Origin of the sequence: Erythrobacter sp. GH1-10, assembly GCF_045363165.1 — a bacterium.
In the GTDB taxonomy this organism is placed as follows: Bacteria; Pseudomonadota; Alphaproteobacteria; order Sphingomonadales; family Sphingomonadaceae; genus Erythrobacter.
Genome location: NZ_JBJFLP010000001.1, coordinates 2,432,788 through 2,452,956, shown reverse-complemented (window position 1 = coordinate 2,452,956; position 20,169 = coordinate 2,432,788). Strand labels below are relative to the sequence as shown.

Annotated in this window: 22 protein-coding genes; 9 read left to right on the top strand and 13 right to left on the bottom strand. The window is 63.5% G+C overall.

What is annotated here, in order from left to right:
- Positions 1–47 precede the first annotated feature (47 nt).
- The 4 genes from recR (at position 48) to ACI5KX_RS12165 (ending at position 3,845) form a co-directional block, all read left to right on the top strand.
- Positions 48–644 (top strand): recombination mediator RecR, encoded by a 597-nt coding sequence (gene recR, locus ACI5KX_RS12180; RefSeq protein WP_406810929.1) that lies wholly within the window; start codon positions 48–50, stop codon positions 642–644.
- A 106-nt stretch (positions 645–750) separates the two neighbouring features.
- On the top strand, positions 751–1,323 hold the full coding sequence (def, locus tag ACI5KX_RS12175; RefSeq protein ID WP_406810928.1) for a peptide deformylase: 573 nt from the start codon (positions 751–753) through the stop codon (positions 1,321–1,323).
- A gap of 515 nt (positions 1,324–1,838) precedes the next feature.
- Complete coding sequence (gene rmuC / locus ACI5KX_RS12170) at positions 1,839–3,194, top strand: DNA recombination protein RmuC (protein ID WP_406810927.1); 1,356 nt, start codon at positions 1,839–1,841, stop codon at positions 3,192–3,194.
- Positions 3,195–3,212: 18 nt separating this feature from the next.
- The gene (locus tag ACI5KX_RS12165) at positions 3,213–3,845 is read left to right on the top strand and encodes a hypothetical protein (RefSeq protein WP_406810926.1); all 633 of its coding nucleotides are present in this window, start codon (positions 3,213–3,215) and stop codon (positions 3,843–3,845) included.
- 15 nt (positions 3,846–3,860) lie between these two features.
- On the opposite strand, the gene ACI5KX_RS12160 is transcribed toward ACI5KX_RS12165, so the two are convergent.
- The 8 genes from ACI5KX_RS12160 to ACI5KX_RS12125 all read right to left on the bottom strand — a co-directional run bounded on the left by ACI5KX_RS12160 (position 3,861) and on the right by ACI5KX_RS12125 (position 10,275).
- Entirely contained in the window at positions 3,861–4,877 is a 1,017-nt protein-coding gene (locus ACI5KX_RS12160; RefSeq protein WP_406810925.1) for a TIGR00341 family protein, read from the bottom strand.
- 72 nt (positions 4,878–4,949) lie between these two features.
- On the bottom strand, positions 4,950–5,750 hold the full coding sequence (locus tag ACI5KX_RS12155; RefSeq protein ID WP_406810924.1) for a TrmH family RNA methyltransferase: 801 nt from the start codon (positions 5,748–5,750) through the stop codon (positions 4,950–4,952).
- Positions 5,751–5,762: 12 nt separating this feature from the next.
- Positions 5,763–6,041, bottom strand: coding sequence for an HPr family phosphocarrier protein (locus ACI5KX_RS12150; RefSeq protein ID WP_406810923.1), 279 nt, complete (start codon positions 6,039–6,041; stop codon positions 5,763–5,765).
- Between the two features lie 10 nt (positions 6,042–6,051).
- Positions 6,052–6,477 (bottom strand): PTS sugar transporter subunit IIA, encoded by a 426-nt coding sequence (locus ACI5KX_RS12145; protein ID WP_406810922.1) that lies wholly within the window; start codon positions 6,475–6,477, stop codon positions 6,052–6,054.
- Positions 6,478–6,495: 18 nt separating this feature from the next.
- Complete coding sequence (rapZ, locus tag ACI5KX_RS12140; RefSeq protein ID WP_406810921.1) at positions 6,496–7,455, bottom strand: RNase adapter RapZ; 960 nt, start codon at positions 7,453–7,455, stop codon at positions 6,496–6,498.
- Between the two features lie 69 nt (positions 7,456–7,524).
- Positions 7,525–7,962, bottom strand: coding sequence for an HPr kinase/phosphorylase (locus ACI5KX_RS12135; protein WP_406810920.1), 438 nt, complete (start codon positions 7,960–7,962; stop codon positions 7,525–7,527).
- Positions 7,959–9,527, bottom strand: a complete 1,569-nt coding sequence (locus ACI5KX_RS12130; protein ID WP_406810919.1) for an ATP-binding protein — start codon at positions 9,525–9,527, stop codon at positions 7,959–7,961. The genes ACI5KX_RS12135 and ACI5KX_RS12130 overlap by 4 nt, the downstream gene beginning before the upstream one ends.
- Entirely contained in the window at positions 9,520–10,275 is a 756-nt protein-coding gene (locus ACI5KX_RS12125; protein ID WP_406811369.1) for a response regulator, read from the bottom strand. Before ACI5KX_RS12125 ends, ACI5KX_RS12130 begins: the two co-directional genes overlap by 8 nt.
- A 334-nt stretch (positions 10,276–10,609) precedes the next feature.
- Here ACI5KX_RS12125 and ACI5KX_RS12120 point away from each other — a divergent pair, with 334 nt between their 5' ends.
- The 4 genes from ACI5KX_RS12120 to ACI5KX_RS12105 all read left to right on the top strand — a co-directional run bounded on the left by ACI5KX_RS12120 (position 10,610) and on the right by ACI5KX_RS12105 (position 14,152).
- Complete coding sequence (locus ACI5KX_RS12120) at positions 10,610–12,226, top strand: phosphoenolpyruvate carboxykinase (RefSeq protein ID WP_406810918.1); 1,617 nt, start codon at positions 10,610–10,612, stop codon at positions 12,224–12,226.
- A 109-nt stretch (positions 12,227–12,335) separates the two neighbouring features.
- Entirely contained in the window at positions 12,336–12,704 is a 369-nt protein-coding gene (locus ACI5KX_RS12115) for a hypothetical protein (RefSeq protein ID WP_406810917.1), read from the top strand.
- A 32-nt stretch (positions 12,705–12,736) separates the two neighbouring features.
- Positions 12,737–13,291 carry a DUF937 domain-containing protein gene (locus tag ACI5KX_RS12110; RefSeq protein WP_406810916.1) on the top strand — a complete coding sequence of 185 codons (555 nt, stop codon included), beginning with the start codon at positions 12,737–12,739 and terminating at the stop codon, positions 13,289–13,291.
- A 27-nt stretch (positions 13,292–13,318) separates the two neighbouring features.
- Complete coding sequence (locus ACI5KX_RS12105) at positions 13,319–14,152, top strand: glutaminyl-peptide cyclotransferase (protein WP_406810915.1); 834 nt, start codon at positions 13,319–13,321, stop codon at positions 14,150–14,152.
- A gap of 65 nt (positions 14,153–14,217) precedes the next feature.
- Here the strand turns inward: ACI5KX_RS12105 and ACI5KX_RS12100 are convergent, their stop codons facing one another.
- The 3 genes from ACI5KX_RS12100 to ACI5KX_RS12090 are packed head-to-tail and all read right to left on the bottom strand — an operon-like array spanning position 14,218 to position 18,174.
- Positions 14,218–15,867 (bottom strand): FAD-dependent oxidoreductase, encoded by a 1,650-nt coding sequence (locus tag ACI5KX_RS12100; protein ID WP_406810914.1) that lies wholly within the window; start codon positions 15,865–15,867, stop codon positions 14,218–14,220.
- Positions 15,868–15,904: 37 nt separating this feature from the next.
- Positions 15,905–17,752: a DUF885 domain-containing protein gene (locus tag ACI5KX_RS12095; protein WP_406810913.1), complete on the bottom strand. Its 1,848-nt coding sequence runs from the start codon at positions 17,750–17,752 to the stop codon at positions 15,905–15,907.
- 53 nt (positions 17,753–17,805) lie between these two features.
- On the bottom strand, positions 17,806–18,174 hold the full coding sequence (locus tag ACI5KX_RS12090) for a DUF3597 domain-containing protein (RefSeq protein WP_406810912.1): 369 nt from the start codon (positions 18,172–18,174) through the stop codon (positions 17,806–17,808).
- 101 nt (positions 18,175–18,275) lie between these two features.
- Between ACI5KX_RS12090 and ACI5KX_RS12085 the strand changes: the two genes are divergently transcribed.
- A complete protein-coding gene (locus ACI5KX_RS12085; RefSeq protein WP_406810911.1) occupies positions 18,276–18,485 on the top strand; it encodes a hypothetical protein in 210 nt (69 codons plus the stop codon).
- Between the two features lie 18 nt (positions 18,486–18,503).
- On the opposite strand, the gene ACI5KX_RS12080 is transcribed toward ACI5KX_RS12085, so the two are convergent.
- Entirely contained in the window at positions 18,504–19,184 is a 681-nt protein-coding gene (locus ACI5KX_RS12080) for an energy transducer TonB (RefSeq protein WP_406810910.1), read from the bottom strand.
- Between the two features lie 273 nt (positions 19,185–19,457).
- The gene (locus ACI5KX_RS12075) at positions 19,458–20,114 is read right to left on the bottom strand and encodes an alpha/beta hydrolase (RefSeq protein WP_406810909.1); all 657 of its coding nucleotides are present in this window, start codon (positions 20,112–20,114) and stop codon (positions 19,458–19,460) included.
- Positions 20,115–20,169: the final 55 nt, after the last annotated feature.

Sequence of the window (20,169 nt, the reverse complement as noted above, 5' to 3'; positions counted from 1 at the left end):
GCAACCCTTCGACAAGCTCAGGGCGAGCGGAAAGAGAGATTGGCGCTTTGGCCTCACAGGAAATTGAACAGCTTTCAGCGGCGCTCGCCCGGCTTCCGGGGCTCGGTCCGCGTTCGGCGCGGCGCGCAGTGCTGTGGCTGGTGAAAAACCGCGAACGGGCCTTGCCCGCGCTTCTCGAAGCACTGGATGCGGTGTCCGAGACGCTGGTCGAGTGCCAGACCTGCGGCAATGTCGACACGCGCGATCCGTGCGGCATCTGCGCCGATCCCAAGCGCGATGCGAAATCGCTTTGCGTGGTCGAGGATGTCGCCGACGTCTGGGCGCTCGACCGGGCGCGCCTGTTCCAGGGTCGCTACCATGTGCTCGGCGGCAGGCTGTCGGCGCTCGACGGGGTGGGGCCCGAGGACCTCAACATCGCCTCGCTGCTGGTGCGGGTCGAGGAGGGGGCGGTCGATGAGGTGGTGCTCGCCATGAACGCCACGCTCGAAGGGCAGACCACCGCGCACTATCTTGCCGAGCGGCTCGAACCGTTCAGCCTGCGCATCACCCAGCTGGCGCACGGCCTGCCGGTGGGCGGAGAACTGGATTACCTCGACGAAGGAACGCTGGCGCAGGCGCTCAGGGCGCGACGGCCTCTTTCGTAGACGTGAGCTCCCGCGAAGGCGGGAGCCGCATTCTGGATAGCACTGAGGTCCCCGCCTGCGCGGGGACTCACTTGTGGTTTTGATGGCGCGGCACTAAATTCCTCCCATGGCTATTCGCGAAATCCTTGAAGTGCCGGACCCCCGGCTCAAAACCGTGTCCGAACCGGTCAAGCCGGAAGAGTTCAACGCCGAGCTGAAGACGCTCGTCGAGGACATGTTCGAGACCATGTACGACGCGCCCGGGATCGGCCTCGCGGCGATCCAGGTCGGCGTGCCCAAGCGCGTGCTGGTGATCGATCTTCAACCCGAAGACCCCGATGCAGAGCCGGTCGAGTGCGAGCATGACGGGCACAAGCACACTCATCCCGCGACCAAGAAAGAGCCGCGCATTTTCATCAATCCCGAGATCGTCGATCCGGCGGACGAGCTTTCGACCTATCAGGAAGGCTGCCTCTCGGTCCCCGAGATCTACGCCGATGTCGATCGCCCGGCGACCTGCACCGTGCGATATCAGGACCTCGACGGGAACAGCCACGAGGAACACCTCGAAGGGCTGCTGGCGACCTGCCTCCAGCACGAGATGGACCACCTCGAAGGGATTTTGTTCATCGACCACCTTAGCCGGTTGAAGCGCAATATGGCGCTGAAGAAGCTCAAGAAACTCCGGCAAGCGGCTTAGTTCTCCGCGCAATCCACAGAGGGTCGATTACGCCTGTTGGATTCTTTCGGCCATTGTGGCACGTTCATCCTCTGTTCTCACTGAGTCGGAGGAGCCTTACGATTACCCGAAACGCCGCGAGGGCGATTAAGCTCATGAACTGTGGCTTGGCGTCACCTGAGCTGGCGAACCGACACGAGTATGGCCTTGCCTGTTTGAATGCCCGAAAGAAGGCAGATGCATAGCAGGTCTGAAAGTGTGAATCTTCGTCCGACACTCAACTGAAGCCATCCACAAAATCAGTAAATCGCAGTGAAAAGGAGAGCGGCTATGTTTGGCCGACCCTACGTGCTGCGTTGGATTGATGGCCTTTGCTACTGGGTGGCTCTGTCTCGTGATGGAAGCCGGTGCGTGGCTCAGTCGTCTGTTGGGTTTCTGACAGAAGAACTAGCAAAGGCTGACATTGTCGGGCAACTCGCCTGACACCGACGCGAGGGGGCGAACACGTCCGCCCCCTCAAGCGTCAGGGGAAATGTATGGACAGTCAGCTTTTGCCATTGATCGCTTTGATACTCGGTATTGTTCTAGGCGCTGCTGGCGTTTGGTTCTTTCTGTCTCGTAGAGTTGCCGAGCTAGAAGATCGAGTTGCAGATGCTGAGGAATTCGCGGACGAGAGAGAAGACGAATTCAAGGCCGCGATCGCCCAACTGGGCGAAGCGCAGATCAAGGTCGCCACGCTCGAGGCCAACGCTGCAAGTTTCGACAAGCAGATGGCGCAGATGAAGGAAGCGCGCGAGGAGATGCTCGCGCAGTTCAAGGCGGTCGGCGGTGAGGTGCTCTCGCGCAGCCAGGAGGAATTCCTCAAACGCGCCGAGGAGCGCTTCAAGCAGTCCGAGGAAACCGGCGAGGCCAAGATCAAGGCGCTGCTCAATCCGGTTGGCGAGCGGCTGAAGAAATACGAGGAACAGGTCGAAACGCTGGAAAAGCAGCGCGTCGATGCCTTCGGGCAGCTGAACGGCCTCATCCAGTCGATGCGCGAGGGGCAGGAGCAGGTCCGGCGCGAGGCGCAGCGGCTCGGAAATTCGCTCACCAACGCGCCCAAGGCGCGCGGGCGGTGGGGCGAGCAGCAGCTCAAGAACCTGCTCGAACAGGTCGGTCTTGCGCAGCACACCGATTTCGAGCTCGAAGCCTCGATCGAGACCGAGGACGGACGGCTGCGCCCCGATGCGATCGTGCGCATCCCCGGGGGCAAGGTGCTGGTGATCGACGCCAAGGTTTCGCTCAACGCCTATCAGCAGGCGTTCGAGGCCGACGACGAGGAAGCGCGCGATGCCGCGCTCGCCGATCATGTCCGCTCGATGCGCAATCACGTGCAACAACTCGGTGCCAAGTCATACCAGACGCAGTTCGAGGACGCGCCCGACTATGTCGTGATGTTCGTTCCCGGCGAGCATTTCGTCGCCGCCGCGCTCGAACACGATCCGGCGCTGTGGGACTTCGCTTTCGAGCGCCGCGTGCTGCTCGCGACCCCGACCAACCTCGTCGCCATCGCACGCACCGTTGCGCAGGTTTGGCGGCAGGACGGGCTGGCGAAAGAAGCGCAGGAAATCGGCCGGATGGGTGCCGAGCTCTACGACCGCCTCGCCACCGCCGCCGAGCACCTCAAACGTGTCGGCGGCGGCCTTGAGAGCGCGGTCAACAATTACAACAAGTTCGTCGGCAGCTTCGAACGCAACGTGCTGTCCTCGGGCAAGCGGCTCGCCGAAAAGGGAATCGAGATCGGCAAGCGCGAGATCGAGGAAGTGCCGCTGGTCGAAGCCGCACCGCGCTACAACGCCGCGGACGCCGAAGAGGTTGACGCTCTCGAAGACAAGCGGGATGCTGCCGAGTAGGGAGACTCAGAGGGCATCATGAAAAAGACCGTCTTGGCTGTCGTCGCCGCATTGGCGTTCGCCGTTCCTGCTCACGCCGAGCATCTTTATCCGCGCAATGCGTGCGGAGAGCTCGAAGGCGCGGATGACTTTCGGATGGCTCTGGTGACCGCAGTCGCCAATCGCAATGCGGATATGCTCGAACCGCTCGTCCACCCGCAGATCCTGCTGGATTTCGGCGGAGGGGCCGGTTGGGACGAATTGCGTGCGCGCCTCAAAGCCACCGATTATGATCTGTGGGCCGAACTCGACGAAGTCACCCGGCTCGGCTGCGCGGTGGGATACGAGGATGCGATCGTCATGCCCTATTACTGGTCGCAGGATCTCGGCTTCGACGATCCGTTCTCGACCTATGTGGTGATGGGCGGCGACGTCCCGCTTTACTCCGAACCGGACGAAAACGCGCGCCTGATCGACAGGCTAGGCTGGGAGAGCATCATGGTGCGGATGGAACTGGAGGAACCCGGCCAGATATATGCCCCGGTGCGCACCCGCGACGGCAAGGAAGGGTTTATGAAATACGAGCAAATCCGCTCGCAGATCGATTACCGCCTGATCGCCGAACGTCGCGAGGGGCGCTGGGTTATCACGACTTTCGTCGCGGGCGACTGATCCGAAGGTCGTTCTTCATGCCCCGACCCCGAGAGCGATTCGGCCTGCGACCATGAGCGCCAGCACCACGAGGATTCCCGTCCACAGCGCGAGGATCCCGCCGGTCATGCGCCAGCTCTTGGGCGGGAGGCCCTGGAACAGGAACATCGCGATCCCGGCGACATTCACGCATACGAGGTTGATCGCGAACAGGAACAGCGCAGCGCCTCCGGATTGCGGGTAGCCCGCACCGAAGTACATTCCCGCAGCCGCGAGTGGCGGGACCAGCGCGACCGCGATCATCACCCCGACCAGCGACAGCGACGCACCGCGGCTGAAGGCGAGAACTCCCGCCGCTCCGCACGCCAGCGCCAGCGCGATGTCCGCCGGTTGCACCAGCGTGCGATTGCGCAGTTCGGAGACGAGCGGATCGATCTCGACCGCGATTCCCAGCGCCCAGCCTGACAGCAGCGCAAAGATACACCCGATGGCGAGGGTTGCGGCGGCACGCAGGCCGAGCCGATTGTCGCCCACCGTGGCCGCCAGTGCGAGCCCCATGGTCGGCCCCAGCAGCGGCGCAATGATCATCGCGCCGATGACCACCGCGACCTGGCCAGCGTTCATCCCGAGCCCGGCGATAATCGCAGAGAGCGTCACCGTCAGCAGGTAGGACGGACGAATGTGAAGGCTCTCGTCGATATCGTCGTTGATCTCGTCGGTGCTCAACCGGTCACGGCTGAAGAAGCGTTCGAGCGCGTTGGGCGGGGGCAGGTCGGTATGGAGGCGAAGCTCGGTCTCCGCGGTTTCCTCTATCGTGGGAAAGGCGGCTTCGAGTTGCTGGACGGTAAGCAGGAAGCCCTCGACCGAGCCCAATTCGGTCTCGAGTTCGTCAAGCAGTCGCTCGGTGTAACGCTGCTGGACGATGCAGGAGTATTTCTCCTGTCCGCCGGGTATGGTCTCGCGCCAGAACCGCCGTGAATGGCGCGGCAGTATGTCTTCCACCCGCACAATATGGCTTTCGGGAAGATAGATCTGAACCAGTCGTGCGGACATCGCGCCCCGTGCTGAAGCTGTGTGGTTGCATCCAGCCTAGCAGCAATTGCACACTATGCCATTTGCGGTGGATCAATCGTCCAGGCTTGCCAGCACCTCGTATGCCAGCACCGCCCCTGCAACCGCCGCATTGAGGCTGTCGGCGCGCCCTTTCATAGGCATGGTAACGCGCAAGTCGCACGCCGCCTCGTAGTCTTCCGGCAGGCCCTGCGATTCGTTGCCGACAAGGATGAAGCACGGGGCGGCGTAGGGCGCTCCGCGATAGGGTACCGCATCGCGCAGGGACGCTGCGACCAACTGCCCCGATCCGCTCCGTAGCCACGGCAGGAATTCCTCCCACCGCGCCTGCGCGAGCCCTTGGGTGAAGATCGCCCCCATGCTCGCGCGCACGGCTTCGGCGCTGAACGGGTCGGCGCAGTCGTCGATCAGGATCAGCCCACCTGCGCCGACCGCGTCGCCGGTGCGCAGCATGGTGCCCAGATTGCCGGGATCGCGCAAAGCCTGTGCGACCAGCCATATCGACGCGGTGCCGCAGTCGAGCGCGCCGAGCGAAGTGTCCCATTCGTCGAACACGCCAGCAACGCTTTGGGGGTTCGACTTGCCGGTGATCTTGGTGAGGATATCGGGCGTCGTCTCGATCACTTCGCCACCTGCCGCGTCGACCTCGGCTTCGAGTCGTTCGAGCAGCGGGTGCGGATCGCGTCTGTCGGCGAGTACCAGCTGGCGGGGCAGGCGTCCGCCTTCGCGCGCATCCTCAAGCAGGCGAAGGCCCTCGACAAGAAACTGTCCCGCGCGTTTGCGGTGTTTCTTGTCGCGCAGGCTGCGAAGGTATTTCACCGTCGGGTTGGAGAATCCGGTGATCTGCTTGCGCATGGCGAACCGGTGCTATTCTTCGCCGAAGCCGTCTTCGATCAGGCCTGCCAGTTCGCCGAGCACCGCCTCGGCATTGTCGCCCGAGACGATCACTTCGACACTGTCGCCCTTGGCAGCGCCGAGCATCATGAGCCCGAGGATCGAGCCGCCCGCCGCCTCGTTGGCATCCTTGGCCACCTTGACCGAGACGCCTTCGGACAGCGCTGCCACGGCGCCCACGAACTTTGCGCTTGCCCGCGCATGCAGGCCGCGCTTGTTGACGATGGTAACGGTCCGGCGCAATTCACCCATCGCTCGTGCCTCAGCCCCCGGCGGCCTTCTTGCCCGCATCGTCGCCGAGAAGTTCGCTGGCGACGGTGATATAATTCCGTCCGGCCTGCTGGGCCGCCTCGACCGCCTCGACCACGCCCATGCTCTTGCGCGCTCCGGCGAGGCGGATGAGCATCGGCAGGTTGATACCGGCAATGACCTCGACCCGGCCCGCATCGAGCAGCGAAATCGCGAGGTTTGATGGCGTTCCGCCGAACAGGTCGGTCAACACGATGACGCCGCTGCCGACATCGACCGAGCCGATCGCCTTCGCGATCTCTTCGCGGCGCAGTTCCATGTCGTCATTGGGGCCGATGCAGACCGTGGCGATGCCCGATTGCGCTCCCACGACATGTTCCATCGCTTCGACGAACTGGTCCGCAAGGCGGCCGTGGGTGACCAGGATCAAACCAATCATACAGGGATTTCGCGTCCGTTAGTTACCTGGCTTCGATGTACCGGCGCGCTTGCGTTCGATTTCGTCTGCGGCGCGCGAGCCCAAATTGCGGTGGCGGACAGTGGGCGAAAATCCGGCGTCACGCAAGCCTTGCGCCATGCGTTCGGCGGTAAATACCGAACGGTGTCTTCCCCCGGTACAGCCGAAGGCGATGTGAACGTAGCTCTTGCCCTGCGCCTGGTAGCGCGGAAGCAGCGTCAGCAGCAGGTTGTGGATCTGCTCGAACGCGCTCGTGAAGGCCGGATCTTTCTCGATGTGCTCGCCCACCGGCGCATCCTGTCCGGTGAGCTCGCGTAGGCCTTCGACCCAGTGCGGGTTGTCGAGGAACCGCATGTCGAACACGAGATCCGCCAGCGGCGGCATCCCGCGCGCGAAACCGAAACTGGAAACCGTGAGTGTCATTTCACCCGTTTCGCTGGCCTCGAACAGGTCGCGGACATGGTTCTGCAGGTCGTTCGCGGAAAGCGCACTGGTGTCGATCACGATATCGGACCAGCGACGCAGCGGTTCGAGCAATTCGCGTTCGGCGGCAATACCGTCCAGCAGCGGGCGTCCCTGCGTCATCGGGTGGCGCCGGCGGGTCTCGTTGTATCGCCGCTCAAGCTCGCTGTCGGCGCAGTCGATGAACATGAAACTGACGGTCAGGTCGTCGCGCTTGGCGAGGTCCTTGAGCAGGGCGATCATCTCGGCAGGAACGAAACCGCGGGTGCGCGAATCGAACCCTATCGCGAGGGGTCTGCGCGACTGCCCCAAAGGTTGGCCGGACTGGCCGACCAGACGCTTGAGGAGCCTTACCGGGAAATTGTCGATGGTTTCCCAGCCCAGGTCCTCGAGTACATCGAGCGCAGTCGACTTGCCCGCACCCGACAGCCCGGTGACGAGCAGCAATCGCTGCGCGGCGTCGGGCGGGGATGAGTCGGCGTTCGGCGCGCTGGTCATACCTGCAATCTCGCTATGATCGCGGCGAATGGAAAGCGCCTTTTCTGCAAGGCTTGTGGATTCTCCCGCCTAGGTGAGCGGAAGACCGTGCTCGCGCAGCGCCCATTCGGCTCGCACGGCGGGCGCGATAGCGCCGGGATCGAATGGCAGGACCGGGATCTCGATGTCGAAAATGGTGCGGGTGGCGAGGGTTTCGGGAAGGCGTTCGCTTTCGCCGCCGAGCGTCAGGATCAGAGCCAAAGGAGCTTGCTCTGTTGCCGGCAGTCTGACGAGCCCCACGCCGCGCACTTCGATCAACCCGGCGATATTGGGCGGGCATGCCGCGAGCACCGTGCCGGATTCGGGCATGAGGCTCACCCCGTCGTCCCCGATCAGGCCGGCACCGCGATCGATCAGCGCGAGCGCAAGGCTGGATTTTCCGCTGCCGGGTGGCCCTTCGATCAGCAGGGCGCGCCCGTCGATGGCGACCGCGCTCGCTTGGACGAGGGTGTCCGGTGTATCGGTCATGCCGCAGGCAGGCGAAGGTGGAGGCATGCCCCCGGAGCGCCGTCAGAGCGGCTTTCGGCAAGCAGCGAACCGTCATGCGCTTCGGCGATCGCGCGGGCGATCGCTAGCCCGAGCCCCGAATGATTGCCGAAGTCCTCCTGCTCGGGCCTCACCGAATGGAAGCGTTTGAACACCTTCTCGCGCGAATCCTCCGGAATCCCGGGGCCGGAATCGCACACCGTCACCGAAACGCAGGTCCCGTCATTGTCGACGGTCACTTCGATCGCGGCCTCGGGCGGCGAGAATGACACGGCGTTGTCGAGCAGGTTTTCGATCACGCGTTCGAGCCGGGCTCCGACGCCCAGCACATTCGCCGCAAAGCCGCGCGTGGTCAGTTCGATGCGATGGTTCTGGTTTTCCGCGCGGTATTCGCGGCTGCCGATGATCGAGCGGATCAGGTCCGCCATGTCGATCCGCTCCAGCGTCGCGCGCGACATTTCGGCATCGATCCGGCTCGCGTCGGAAATTTCGGTGACGAGGCGGTCGATCCGGCGCACGTCGTGGGTGGCGATCTGCTCGAGCTCGCGGCGCAGCTTAGGATCCTCGACCCGCGGGAGCGATTCGATCGCGCTGCGCAGGCTCGCGAGCGGGTTCTTGATCTCGTGCGCGACGTCGGCGGCGAAGCTGTCGACCGCATCGATGCGCTGGCGCAGCGCTCCGGTCATGTCGGAGACGGCGCGGGCGAGCAGGCCGATCTCGTCGCTGCGATCGGGCAGGCGCGGCACTTCGACCTCGCGCTCGCGCCCCTGTCGGACCTTTACAGCAGCATTGGCAAGCTGGCGCAGCGGGGTCACGATCGTGCGCGCGAGATAGAGCGAGAGCATCGCCGAGGCGAACAGCACGAGCAACACTGCCGTGACCAAAGTGGTCCGCGCGGCGCGGACCGTCGCGGTAATGTCGACTGCGTTTCGCACGGTGAGCAGTGTCGCCCCGTTCAGCCCGACCGGCGCGGCAGCGGTGATCACCGGCGTGCCGTCGCGCCAGTCGTAAAGGTTGACCTGGCTCACCCGCTCTTCGCGTGCGCGGACAAGCTCGGGCCAGGCTTCGGCCGTGTCGCTCTCGGGCTCGACATAGTCGGTCACCGTCTCGGCCGCGACAATCGTATCGACCGTGCGATCGAGCCAGCGCGCGAATTGCTGGTCCCAGGTATCGTCGGTGATGTCGTCGAAGGTGAAAGCCGGTTCGTCGAGCGCGAAGCTATCGGCCCACAGTCTGCCTTCGGCGTCGAACATGCGGAGCCGCATCCCCTGCTCCTTGCCGATCTGGACCAGCAGCGCTTCCTGCCGCTCGCGGGTGGCGCCGGCCAGCGCTTCGGCGGTGATCTGCGCTTCGATCCGCGCCAGCTTGAATCGCTCGTTGATCAGCTGGGTGCGATAGCTGTCGAGGTAGAACAGCCCGCCCCCCAGGAACACCAGCGGCAGCATGTTGACCAGCAGGATGCGTGCCGTGAGCGAAAACCGCCCGGTCGTGCTCAGCGTTTCGCCGCTGCTCAGTTGCGGCGCTTCCTCGCCGGATTTTTCAGCCATCGTTGAAACTGTACCCTGCGCCGTAAAGCGTATCGATCGCGCTAAACTCGGGATCGACGCTGCGGAACTTGCGCCGCATCCGCTTGATATGGCTGTCGACCGTGCGGTCGTCGACGAAGATGTCGTCGGGGTAGGCGGCATCCATCAACTGGTTGCGGCTCTTGATTACGCCCGGGCGCGCGGCGAGCGCTTCGAGGATCAGGAATTCGGTGACGGTCAGGCTGACCGGCTTGCCGTCCCAGGTGACGTGGTGGCGTGCGGGGTCCATTTGCAGACGGCCCCGGGCAATGCCCGGGCTGGCCGGATCGCTTTCGCCGCTTTCGGTTGCCGGTTCGCGCAGCGGGTCGGCGCGGCGCAGGATCGCGCGGATACGGGCGATCAGCAATCGCTGGCTGAAAGGCTTGGCGATGTAGTCGTCGGCGCCGAGCTCCAGCCCCGCCTCTTCGTCGGCCTCGTCGTCCTTGCTGGTCAGGAAGATCACCGGCAGCGGCACATGTTCGCGCACGCGCTTCAACAGCTCCATCCCGTCCATCTTGGGCATCTTGATATCGAAAACACCGAGCGCTGGCGGGTTCTCGATCAAGGCTTTCAGCGCGGTCTCGCCATCCGAATAGAGCCGGGTCACGAATCCCTCGGCCTGCAGCGCGATCGATACCGTGGTGAGGATATTGCGATCGTCGTCGACCAGCGCGATGACCGCCGCGTCCTCACCGCCCGGCTCGTGGCCGGCGGATTGTTCGCCCTGCATATCGATCATGGCTGTTCCTCCCGCGAAATCGACGCGTCCCGTTCGCCCGAGAGTTAGCGGGTTCTTGAAGCGGAGACAACGCGGCGGATGGCCACAGGCGGTTTCAACGTCCGGTCGCACCGATGCCACCTGTCCGGAGGATTCGCGGCACTCCGGTTTGACGTGCAGATTGCAGCGCTTTATGCGCGCCACCGACGGGATCGGGCGGTTCATGCACGACTCTTTTTGGCCTGTTTTTTGGCGTATTCCGTGTGCTAATGCATACGTATGCAGAATCGGTGCCGATGAGCTGCAGCCGTTCGCCGCACGACAATCCTTCGATGGAGAATTCACGTTGACGCCTCTTGCCCAATCGCTGTCCAGTCAGGGGATCGAAACCCAGGCAGAGATCCATCCCAACCTCGGCACGCCCGCGCTGGTCGAAGCTGCGCTCGCCGCAGGCGAGGGCGCGCTTTCGAAGCACGGCGCACTGGTGGTGAAGACCGGCGCCCACACCGGGCGCAGCGCCAACGACAAGTTCATCGTGCGCGATGCCACGACCGAGGACACCGTGTGGTGGGGCAAGGTCAACAAGGGCATGACGCCCGAGCACTTCGCCAATCTGAAGGCGGACTTCATGGCCGCGGTCAAGGACAAGGAAACGCTCTACGTCGCCGACCTGTTCGGTGGTTCGCAGCCCGAGCACCGCGTCAACGTGCGGGTGATCAATGAACTGGCCTGGCACAATCTCTTCATCCGCACGCTGCTGGTGCGTCCTACCAAGGGCGAACTCGCTGGCTTCGCGCCCGAATACACCATCATCGATTTGCCGAGCTTCCGAGCCGATCCCGAGCGCCATGGTACCCGCAGCGAAACGGTGATCGCGGTCAACCTCACCGAAAAGCTGATCCTCATCGGCGGCACCAAATACGCTGGCGAGATGAAGAAGAGCGTGTTCGGCATCCTCAACTACCTGCTGCCGACCAAGGGTGTGATGCCGATGCATTGCTCGGCCAATATCGGGCCCGACAACAAGACGGCGGTGTTCTTCGGCCTCTCGGGCACCGGCAAGACGACGCTCTCGGCAGACGCGAGCCGTACGCTGATCGGCGATGACGAGCACGGCTGGTCGGACACGGCGGTCTTCAACTTCGAAGGCGGCTGCTACGCGAAGATGATCCGCCTCAGCGAAGAGGCTGAACCGGAAATCTACGCGACCACCAAGATGTTCGGCACGGTGCTCGAAAATGTGGTGATGGACGAGCAAACGCGCGAGCTCGATTTCGACGACAACTCGCTCGCCGAGAACACCCGTGGCGCCTATCCGATCGAATATATCCCCAACACGAGCGAGAAGAATCTCGGCCCTGTGCCGTCGAACGTCGTGATGCTCACCGCCGACGCGTTCGGCGTTCTGCCTCCGATCGCAAGGCTCACGCCCGATCAGGCGATGTATCACTTCCTCTCGGGCTACACAGCCAAGGTCGCCGGCACCGAAATCGGTGTGACTGAGCCCGAAGCGACCTTCTCGACCTGCTTCGGAGCGCCTTTCATGCCCCGCCACCCGAGCGTCTATGGCAACTTGCTCAAGGAACGCATTGCCAAGGGCGGGGTGCAGTGCTGGCTGCTTAACACCGGCTGGACCGGCGGCAAGTATGGCGTCGGCAATCGCATGCCGATCAAGGCGACCCGTGCGCTGCTCAATGCGGCGCTCGACGGCGATCTCGACAATGTCGAATACCGCAAGGATCCGAACTTCGGCTTCGATGTGCCGGTGCACGTGCCGGTGCTGGCCGAGCAGGGAATCGATCAGACGATCCTCGATCCGCGCAGCACATGGGGCGACAAGGCCGAATACGATGCGACCGCGCACAAGCTGGTGCAGCTGTTCATCGACAATTTCACCGAGTTCGAAGCGCATGTCGACGAAGGCGTTCGCGAAGCTGCGCCCGAAGCGCCCGTCGCCGCCTGACGAATTTGACCCGTTGGAGAGGAGAGCCCCGTTCGGCATGCAGCCGGGCGGGGCTTTTTCCTTGTTTTACCGCGGCTTTGCGGCACACTCCGCAAACGACTCGCAAAGAATGGAGAACGAAATGAGCCTGCTCGACGGAATTCTGAAAAGTATCGGCGGCGCGCCCGATGATGTGGCCAATCTCGCAGAGAAGGTCGGGATCGACCCGGCAATGGCGGAAAAGGCGATCGCGACACTCGGGCAGACCCACCAGATGCAAGGCGACACTGTAGAGCTCGCCTCGGCCAAGACCGGGCTCGATACCGGTGTTCTCGGCCAGATCGTCGAACAGATCGGCGGCGAAGGGTCGCTGATGGAATTCGCCAATGCGATCAAGAACGATCCGACGAGCTTCTCGAAGCTGCTCGACCGCGATGGCGATGGGGACGTGATCGACGACGTTACCGACATGGCCAAGGGCCTGTTCGGCAAGAAATAGTCGACCCGGCGACGACGAGGGGAGGGCAGGCCATGAGCCTTGCACAAATGCTGCAACAGACCGGTGCGATTTCTTCGATGGCACGCGAACTGGGTGTCGATGAAGGCACCGCCAAGACCGCCGCGGGGGCACTGCTCCCTGCCATCGTTGCAGGAATGGGGCGCAGCGCCACCGGCGGAGCGGTCACATCCGAACCTATGGGAGGCCTCGGGAGCCTTGTCGGAGCCATCGTCGGAGGCGGCGGCTCTTCTTCTGCCTCACTCGGGGGCTCGCTTGCCGGAGGCTTGGGCGGTGGTTTGCTCGATGCCGTGCTCGGCACCAGTCCGACACCGACCCAGCCCGGCAACGACATTCTCGGCAACATCTTCGGCAGCAAGGATGTGAGCCGATCGGTCGCGGGCGAGGTTTCGGCGATGACCGGCATCGATGAGGGCCTGCTCAAGAAGATGCTGCCGATCCTGGCGATGGCGGTCGCCGGGTATCTGGCGAAACAGGCTGCCGGAGAGGTTCCGGGCGAAAGTTCACCTGCCGGCGGGGCGCTCGGCGGTATTCTCGGCTCGATCGTCAGCGGCATGATGACCCGCTGAATTACTGAGGCAGGCCTGCGCGATATCATGAGAAATCCAGTCGTGTTGGCAGGCATCGGCCTGCTGTTGATCTCAACCGGATTGGTCGCCGGGCAAACTCCGCCGCCCGCTCCGGCACCCGGCGCGGAAGCGCCGGTCTACACTGGGCCCAAGGTCTATCGCGCCGAAGTCCTCGCCGAGTATCCGCACGATTCCGAAGCCTTTACACAGGGCCTGCTGTGGCACGAAGGCGCGGTCTACGAGAGCACCGGCCAGGTCGGCCAGTCGCGCGTGCGAAAGGTCGAACTCGAAACCGGCAAAGTGCTGGCCGAGCGTGCGATCCCGCCAGAACAGTTCGGCGAAGGCCTGGCGCTTTGGGAGGATGAATTCATCAGCCTCACCTGGCAGGACGGGGCGATCCATCGCTGGAAGGCGGACGACCTTTCACCGATCAGATCTTTCTCGGGGTTCCCGTATGAAGGGTGGGGCCTGACGACCTTCGAGGAAGGTCTGATCCACTCGGACGGCAGCGCGACCCTGCGCGTGCTTGAACCGACAACCTATGATGTCGAACGCAGTGTGGACGTGACACTCAACGGACGGCCGCTCGGCCTGCTTAACGAGCTCGAATTCATCGACGGCCTCGTCTTCGCGAACATCTGGCAAACCGGATACATTGTCGCGATCGATCCTGCGGACGGCAGGGTCCACAAGCTGATAGACCTCCGCCATATCGTCGCGCAGGTCCCGGTCGACTATCACGGGGCGGTGCTCAACGGGATCGCGTGGGACGCGGAAAACCGGCGGCTGTTCGTAACCGGCAAGCTGTGGCCAAGCCTGTTCGAAATCCGGTTGGTCGAGACCGACGCGCAAGTGCGCTAGATCGGCGGGACCTGTGCGGCCTTGGCCGAACTGCTGGAGGTCATCCACGCGGCTGTCCGAGAAGGTTACGAACCTCGCGCTTTCGGCCTTGTGCCGTTCTTCTGAAGCCGGTCCTCCAGGTAAGACCAGATACGGCTGACCACGACAGAGCCTTCGCCCACTGCGCTGGCGACGCGCTTGACCGAACCCGCGCGCACATCACCGACCGCGAATATCCCGTCGGTGCCGGTTTCGAACGGGGACGGGCGACCGACTTCCGCTCCGGTAAGGACGTAGCCCTTGTCGTCGGTCTCGACGAGGCCGGAGAGCCAATCGGTGTTGGGCGCGGCGCCGATCATGATGAACAGCGCGCGGGTATCGACGCGGCGTTCGCCGTCGGACCCGGAAAAGGTGACGCCTTCGAGCCCGCTCTCGCCTTGGAGTGCGCTCACCTCGGTGTGATAGTGGATCGTGACCTTGGGGTCGGCCTCGAGGCGGCGGCTGAGATAGCTCGACATCGAAGCGGCGAGGCTTCCAGAGCGTACGACAAGATGCACATGCGCGGCTGCGCGCGAGAGATACATCGCCGCCTGCCCGGCCGAATTGCCGCCACCGATCACCACCGCTTCGGTGTTGGCGCAGAAGCGCGCTTCCATCTCGGTCGCCGAATAGAAAATCCCCGCGCCCTCGAGTTCCTCCAGCCGTTCCAGCGGCAGCCTGCGATATTGAACGCCGGTGCTGACGAGGATCGCGCCTGCGCAGATTTCGTCGCCATCGTCCAGCGTCGCACAGAAAGAGCCGTCTTCGCGCTTTGCCAGCCCGACCACCCGGCGCGGCATCACGAAGCGGGTGCCGAACTTCAAGGCCTGGATCTGCCCGCGCCAGGTCAGGTCCGTACCGCTGATCCCGGTCGGAAAACCCATATAGTTTTCGATGCGGCTAGATGTGCCCGCCTGACCGCCGATCGCAGTGTCCTCGATCACCAGCGCTTCGAGCCCCTCCGATCCGGCATACACTGCCGCAGCGACGCCCGCAGGTCCGCCGCCGACGATCAACAGGTCGAAATCGCGCTGCGAACAGATGTCGAGGTCGAGCCCGAGCACCTTTGCGATTTTGCGCGGGGTGGGATCTTCGAGCTTGTGCTTGCCCGCAAGGATCACGCCGGGCTCGTGGCCGAGCGCGGAGCACAGCTCAAGGCTCTCGGGGTCGCGGGCGTCGAGATCGTAGCTCTGGAACGGCAGGCGGTTTCGCGAAAGGAAGCGCTCGACCGCCTGGACCTTCGCATCGCGGTCGGCACCGATCACCTTGATCGCTCCGTTCGACATCTCGAACTGTGCTCGACGCCGCGCCGCAAACACTGTGATGATGTGGTCAGACAGCTCGGGCACCCGGCTCATCAGGTCGAGCATCGCCTCGCGCGGGACGGCGATGGCGCGCGTTTCCTTCGCGGCGCGCATCGTCAGATAATTGACGCCGCGATTGAGGAACCCGATTTCGCCCATGAACTGCGTCGGGCCGAGGCTGTGTTCCAGAAGCCGGACACCGGTATTGGGATCGATCACCTCGAGCTCGCCCTCGATGATATAGACGAACCAATCCATCCGATCGCCGATTTTTGCGACGATATGGCCGTCGGGATAGGTTCTTTCCTCGCCGATTTCGCGGATCGCGGCGACATGCTCGTCCGCAAGCGGCACGCGCCGCATGGTCTCAAGATCTTGTCCCAGCTGTTCCATGCGCGCCTCCCGAGGTGTCCCGGAAGGCTAGATGGGGTCAGCCGCGGGCATTGGCAATGTAGCGGCTGACTGTCTTCCCGACCACGTCGAGCGGGGCGTTGCCGCCGAGGATCACCGCAGTGTTGAACGCCTTGAAGTCGTAGGCGCTGCCAAGCTCGGCCTCGGCCCGGGCACGCTGCCGAACGATTTCGCTGTGGCCGATCTTGTAGCTGCACGCTTGGCCGGGCCAGCTGCAATAGCGATCGACTTCGCTGGCGACTTCCTCGTATTTCGAGCCGTTCTCCTCGACGAAGAACTTGCGCGCCTGTTCGCGGGTCCAGCGCTTCGAGTGCAGGCCGGTGTCGACCACGAGGCGGCAGGCGCGGAAAGCGAGGCTTTGCAGGTATCCGAGCCGCCCGACCTTGAAATCGTCATAGGCGCCGAGTTCGTCGGCGAGCTGTTCGCCGTAGAGCGCCCAGCCTTCGGAAAACGCGCCGAAAGCGAGGATCGAGCGGATCAGCGGCAGACGGTTCGAATACTCACCTTCCCACACATGCCCGGGGATCGCCTCGTGATAGGTGAGGTCGGCGAGGTCGTATTTGCGGTGCAGGTCCGTTGTGCGCAGATTGATCCAGAACCTGCCGGGTATCTTGCCGTCCTTGCTGCCCGCGCCGCCATAGGCGCCGGGTGCTCCCGCTTCCTCGTTGATCGGGATGCGGGTGACTTCCATGTTGGGGTCGACCAGCCGGTTGAACGCGCGCGGCATCTGCGCCTTGATCCACTCGATCCGCTCGTCGATGAAATCGAATATCTCCCTGCGGCCCGGGTCGCCCTCGGCGAATTTGTAGCGGGGATCCTCGCTCAGAGCTTGCATACGCTCGCCGACGCTGCCCTTGGTGTAGCCGATTTCGCGCAGGATCGGATCCATCCGTCCGTGCAGTTCCGCCAGTTCCTCGCGCCCTTGCCGGTGGATCTCGTCGGGCGAAAGCGAGGTCGTGGTCGAGGCACTGGTGGCCCAGGAATACCATGCCTCGCCCTCGGGCTGCGCCCACATGCCGGCATCGGACCCGGCAATTTTGCGCTGCGAATACAGTTCGGCCAGCTGCGCTTCCAGCGCGGGCGCGATGCGGCTGGTGATGATCTGCTTGGCCTGACGGCTTGCGGTCGTCGCGGCTTCGAGATCGGAATCGAGCAGCGGCTGCAGCAGCGAGCCGCCTTCCATCGCGTCTTTCACCGCCGCCTGCATCTGCGCGACGGTCTTGTCGAGCAGGAAATCGGGCGGGACCAGCCCGAACGCCCGCGCTTCCTTCACGCGCTCGAGTTCGCCATCGAGCACGGCGGGAACTTCGTTCAGGCGACCGAGATAATACTCGACATCCTGCGCGTCGCGGAGCGGCTGGGTCGCGCCAAAAAAGCGCGGGAAATCGATATAGCCACCGACATTCTGGATGATCAGATAAGGGGCGTTGCGCCAGCTGCCCACGGCGACGTCGCCATAGGGAAGGTCCATGCCTTCGAGCGCCTTTGAAAAGGCACTTTCGACCACGTCGAACCCGACCTGCTGGTCGGGAGTGAGATTATCCTTGGGATAGGAGCGCGCCTGTTCGAGCGCCCAGCGCAAGGTGGCCTTGTAATCGGTCCGACCTGCTTCGCCCGGCGTGCCGAAAGTCCCCCGCCAATCGGCATGCTGGCCAGTATCGACGCCGAGACCGGTCGCGCGCCCCGGCTCGTGTTTGAGCATCGCATAGGCGATCTCGTCGAGCATCTCGTCGGGCGTAAGCGTGACGGGCTGGTTGGCCGCCTGATAGGCCGCCCCCGCACAGCCGGGGACGAGCGCCAATGCGGAAACGCCGCCAAGCCCGTAGAGGGCCTGACGGCGCGTGATTTTCGTGTTTGTCTCTCTCATGGCGAGCGGGTCTACCGCGCACCGGGGAGGTGTCAAACCCGTTCTTTGAGCAATCAGTCCTTGAGGTCGCCCGGCACGACGCCGCCAGCCTCGGCGATCTTTTCCATCACCGCTTTGTGCAGCGCGATATTGTCTTCGGCGGTGCCCGAATAATCGGTGTTACCCATTTCCTGGGCGAGTTCCTTGCGGTTGGCATAGCTCGGATCGATCTTCACCAGCTTCAGCAGGTCGACGATGGAGGTTTGCCAGTTGAGTTTTTCCGCACCCGGGATGTTGGATATTCGCCGTTCGACCTCTTCCATGCTGATGGGCGCCGGGGTTCTGGGGCCGGTCGTCGCAGTGGGAGCGCCCTTGGTCTCCGCTTTGGCCTCGTCCTTGTCGTCGCCGAAGATCGCGTTTTTGATCGAACTGAAAATACCCATTAAGTCCCTCCCGTGATGGTCGTGGTTACGCTATCCGCCAATCGTTCAAGCCGTATGACGGACCAACAAGTGACTGATACCACAAGCGAACGGAACTGTGCATGAATATTGTCCTGTCACTCGTAATGCTCACCGCCTTTGCCCTGATCGCTGGGGCGTTCGTCTATTGGCGGCGGACGGGTGAGATCAAGCAGCCGGCGTTGATGCTGTTGCTGGCGCTGATCGCGATCGTCAATGTGCTGATCTGGACGATTCCGGCTGCGGACGGCACCTCACCTGTCGAACAGGCCGAGCGGGCGGGAGAGGGTTAGCCCGCCCGCTCGAACGCGTTACTCGGGGATCTTCCAGTTGACCGAATTGCGGTAGGTTCCAGCGATCGGATTGCCGTAGCTGTCCTTGGCCGGGTCGAATTTCGCGCGGCGTTCGATCAACGTGCAGGTCGCTTGGTCGAGTGCGGAATGCCCCGTCGATCGGGTGATGGTGCAGTCGCTGACCTTGCCCCGCGAATCGATGGTGAGCGCAAAGCTTGCGACACCCGACATTTCCTGCCGGATCCAGGTGCTGCGATAATCGCTGTCGGTCACCCAGCGGCCCGGATTGTTGGCGGGCGATGCGGCGATCGGATCGGGCAGTGCGGGCATCGGAGAGGGGATCCCGATCGGTCCGCCCAGTTCGACCGGACCGGTAATGACTTCGCCGGAGAACGGCAGTGTCTCGATTGGTGAAGTGGAGCCGAGAGTGAACTCCGTGTCGGGCAGCACCGGCGGAGTGATGGGCGTCTGCTGCTGGGAAACGCTTTCGGTTCGCTGGTCGGTCGGCTTGGGCTGCGGAGGCGGTTCATCGGGGATGGTCGGGGTTACGAAGACAGTATCGGGATTCTCGAGCTTCGGCTCGACGATCACTTTCACTGCCAGCCCAAGGACGAGGATCGCCCCGAAGGCCGCCGGTACCCCGAGGGCGCCGAGCATCGCGGCGGGGTTCGCGCGATTGGCGGTTTGTGCGTAGCTCATGATCAGGTTCCTCTCTCGTTATCTTGCGAGAAGGGGCCGGCGGCCATGAATTACAGGAGGACGTCACCGACACCTTCCATACGCAATGTTACAACATAACATTATGAGGTCAAGGACTATCGCGTTGCGATTGACCACCGAATTCAATGGTTTGGTTTTGCCACTCGGTCGGCTCAGCCGACCGTAAGCCCGACGGGGTGCCCGCAGCGATGTGAGCTTCAGGTTGCGAGAGCGAGGATATCGCAGCCCGGACGGGCTGCGAAACTCAGAGACTCATTTGATCGGGCAATCCGGGGAGAGGCGGAAGTCGAGATAGTTGTCGACCGACTTCATCATCTCTTCCATTTCGTTTTCGAAGAAATGGTTCGCGCGCGGGATCTCGTCGTGGTGGATCGTGATGTGCTTCTGCGTGCGGAGCTTGTCGACCAGCTTCTGCACCGCGCTGGGCTGCACAACCGTGTCCGCCGCGCCCTGCACGAAGATGCCGCTCGCCGGGCAGGGGGCGAGGAAGCTGAAGTCGTACATGTTGGCGGGCGGCGCGATCGAGATGAAGCCGCGCACTTCGGGGCGGCGCATCAGCAATTGCATGCCGATCAGCGCGCCGAAGCTGTAGCCTGCAACCCAGGTCGTCTGCGCCTCGGGGTGGATCGACTGGACCCAGTCGAGCGCCGAAGCGGCATCGGACAGCTCGCCGATCCCGTTGTCGAAACTGCCCTGGCTGCGGCCCACGCCGCGAAAGTTGAAGCGCAACGTCGCGAAACCGCGGTCGGCAAAGGTCTTGTACAGCCGCTGCACGATCCGGTCGTTCATCGTGCCCCCGCCTTCGGGATGCGGATGCAGGATCATGGCGACCGGCGCGCGCGGGCGCGGCGGCGGAGAGAAACGACCTTCGAGACGGCCTTCGGGGCCGGGGAAGATGACTGACGGCATTTGTGGACCTTGCTAAATGTGGATGTCGCGCGCACCGGGTGGCGCGGCTGAACGC

Bases quoted from the DNA above. Each gene is read 5' to 3' on its own strand.
- def (WP_406810928.1), top strand. From the start codon at position 751: ATGGCTATTCGCGAAATCCTTGAAGTGCCGGACCCCCGGCTCAAAACC.
- rmuC (WP_406810927.1), top strand. From the start codon at position 1,839: ATGGACAGTCAGCTTTTGCCATTGATCGCTTTGATACTCGGTATTGTT.
- ACI5KX_RS12165 (WP_406810926.1), top strand. From the start codon at position 3,213: ATGAAAAAGACCGTCTTGGCTGTCGTCGCCGCATTGGCGTTCGCCGTT.
- ACI5KX_RS12160 (WP_406810925.1), bottom strand. From the start codon at position 4,877: ATGTCCGCACGACTGGTTCAGATCTATCTTCCCGAAAGCCATATTGTG.
- ACI5KX_RS12155 (WP_406810924.1), bottom strand. From the start codon at position 5,750: ATGCGCAAGCAGATCACCGGATTCTCCAACCCGACGGTGAAATACCTT.
- ACI5KX_RS12150 (WP_406810923.1), bottom strand. From the start codon at position 6,041: ATGGGTGAATTGCGCCGGACCGTTACCATCGTCAACAAGCGCGGCCTG.
- ACI5KX_RS12145 (WP_406810922.1), bottom strand. From the start codon at position 6,477: ATGATTGGTTTGATCCTGGTCACCCACGGCCGCCTTGCGGACCAGTTC.
- rapZ (WP_406810921.1), bottom strand. From the start codon at position 7,455: ATGACCAGCGCGCCGAACGCCGACTCATCCCCGCCCGACGCCGCGCAG.
- ACI5KX_RS12135 (WP_406810920.1), bottom strand. From the start codon at position 7,962: ATGACCGATACACCGGACACCCTCGTCCAAGCGAGCGCGGTCGCCATC.
- ACI5KX_RS12130 (WP_406810919.1), bottom strand. From the start codon at position 9,527: ATGGCTGAAAAATCCGGCGAGGAAGCGCCGCAACTGAGCAGCGGCGAA.
- ACI5KX_RS12125 (WP_406811369.1), bottom strand. From the start codon at position 10,275: ATGCAGGGCGAACAATCCGCCGGCCACGAGCCGGGCGGTGAGGACGCG.
- ACI5KX_RS12115 (WP_406810917.1), top strand. From the start codon at position 12,336: ATGGAGAACGAAATGAGCCTGCTCGACGGAATTCTGAAAAGTATCGGC.
- ACI5KX_RS12110 (WP_406810916.1), top strand. From the start codon at position 12,737: ATGAGCCTTGCACAAATGCTGCAACAGACCGGTGCGATTTCTTCGATG.
- ACI5KX_RS12105 (WP_406810915.1), top strand. From the start codon at position 13,319: ATGAGAAATCCAGTCGTGTTGGCAGGCATCGGCCTGCTGTTGATCTCA.
- ACI5KX_RS12100 (WP_406810914.1), bottom strand. From the start codon at position 15,867: ATGGAACAGCTGGGACAAGATCTTGAGACCATGCGGCGCGTGCCGCTT.
- ACI5KX_RS12095 (WP_406810913.1), bottom strand. From the start codon at position 17,752: ATGAGAGAGACAAACACGAAAATCACGCGCCGTCAGGCCCTCTACGGG.
- ACI5KX_RS12090 (WP_406810912.1), bottom strand. From the start codon at position 18,174: ATGGGTATTTTCAGTTCGATCAAAAACGCGATCTTCGGCGACGACAAG.
- ACI5KX_RS12085 (WP_406810911.1), top strand. From the start codon at position 18,276: ATGAATATTGTCCTGTCACTCGTAATGCTCACCGCCTTTGCCCTGATC.
- ACI5KX_RS12080 (WP_406810910.1), bottom strand. From the start codon at position 19,184: ATGAGCTACGCACAAACCGCCAATCGCGCGAACCCCGCCGCGATGCTC.
- ACI5KX_RS12075 (WP_406810909.1), bottom strand. From the start codon at position 20,114: ATGCCGTCAGTCATCTTCCCCGGCCCCGAAGGCCGTCTCGAAGGTCGT.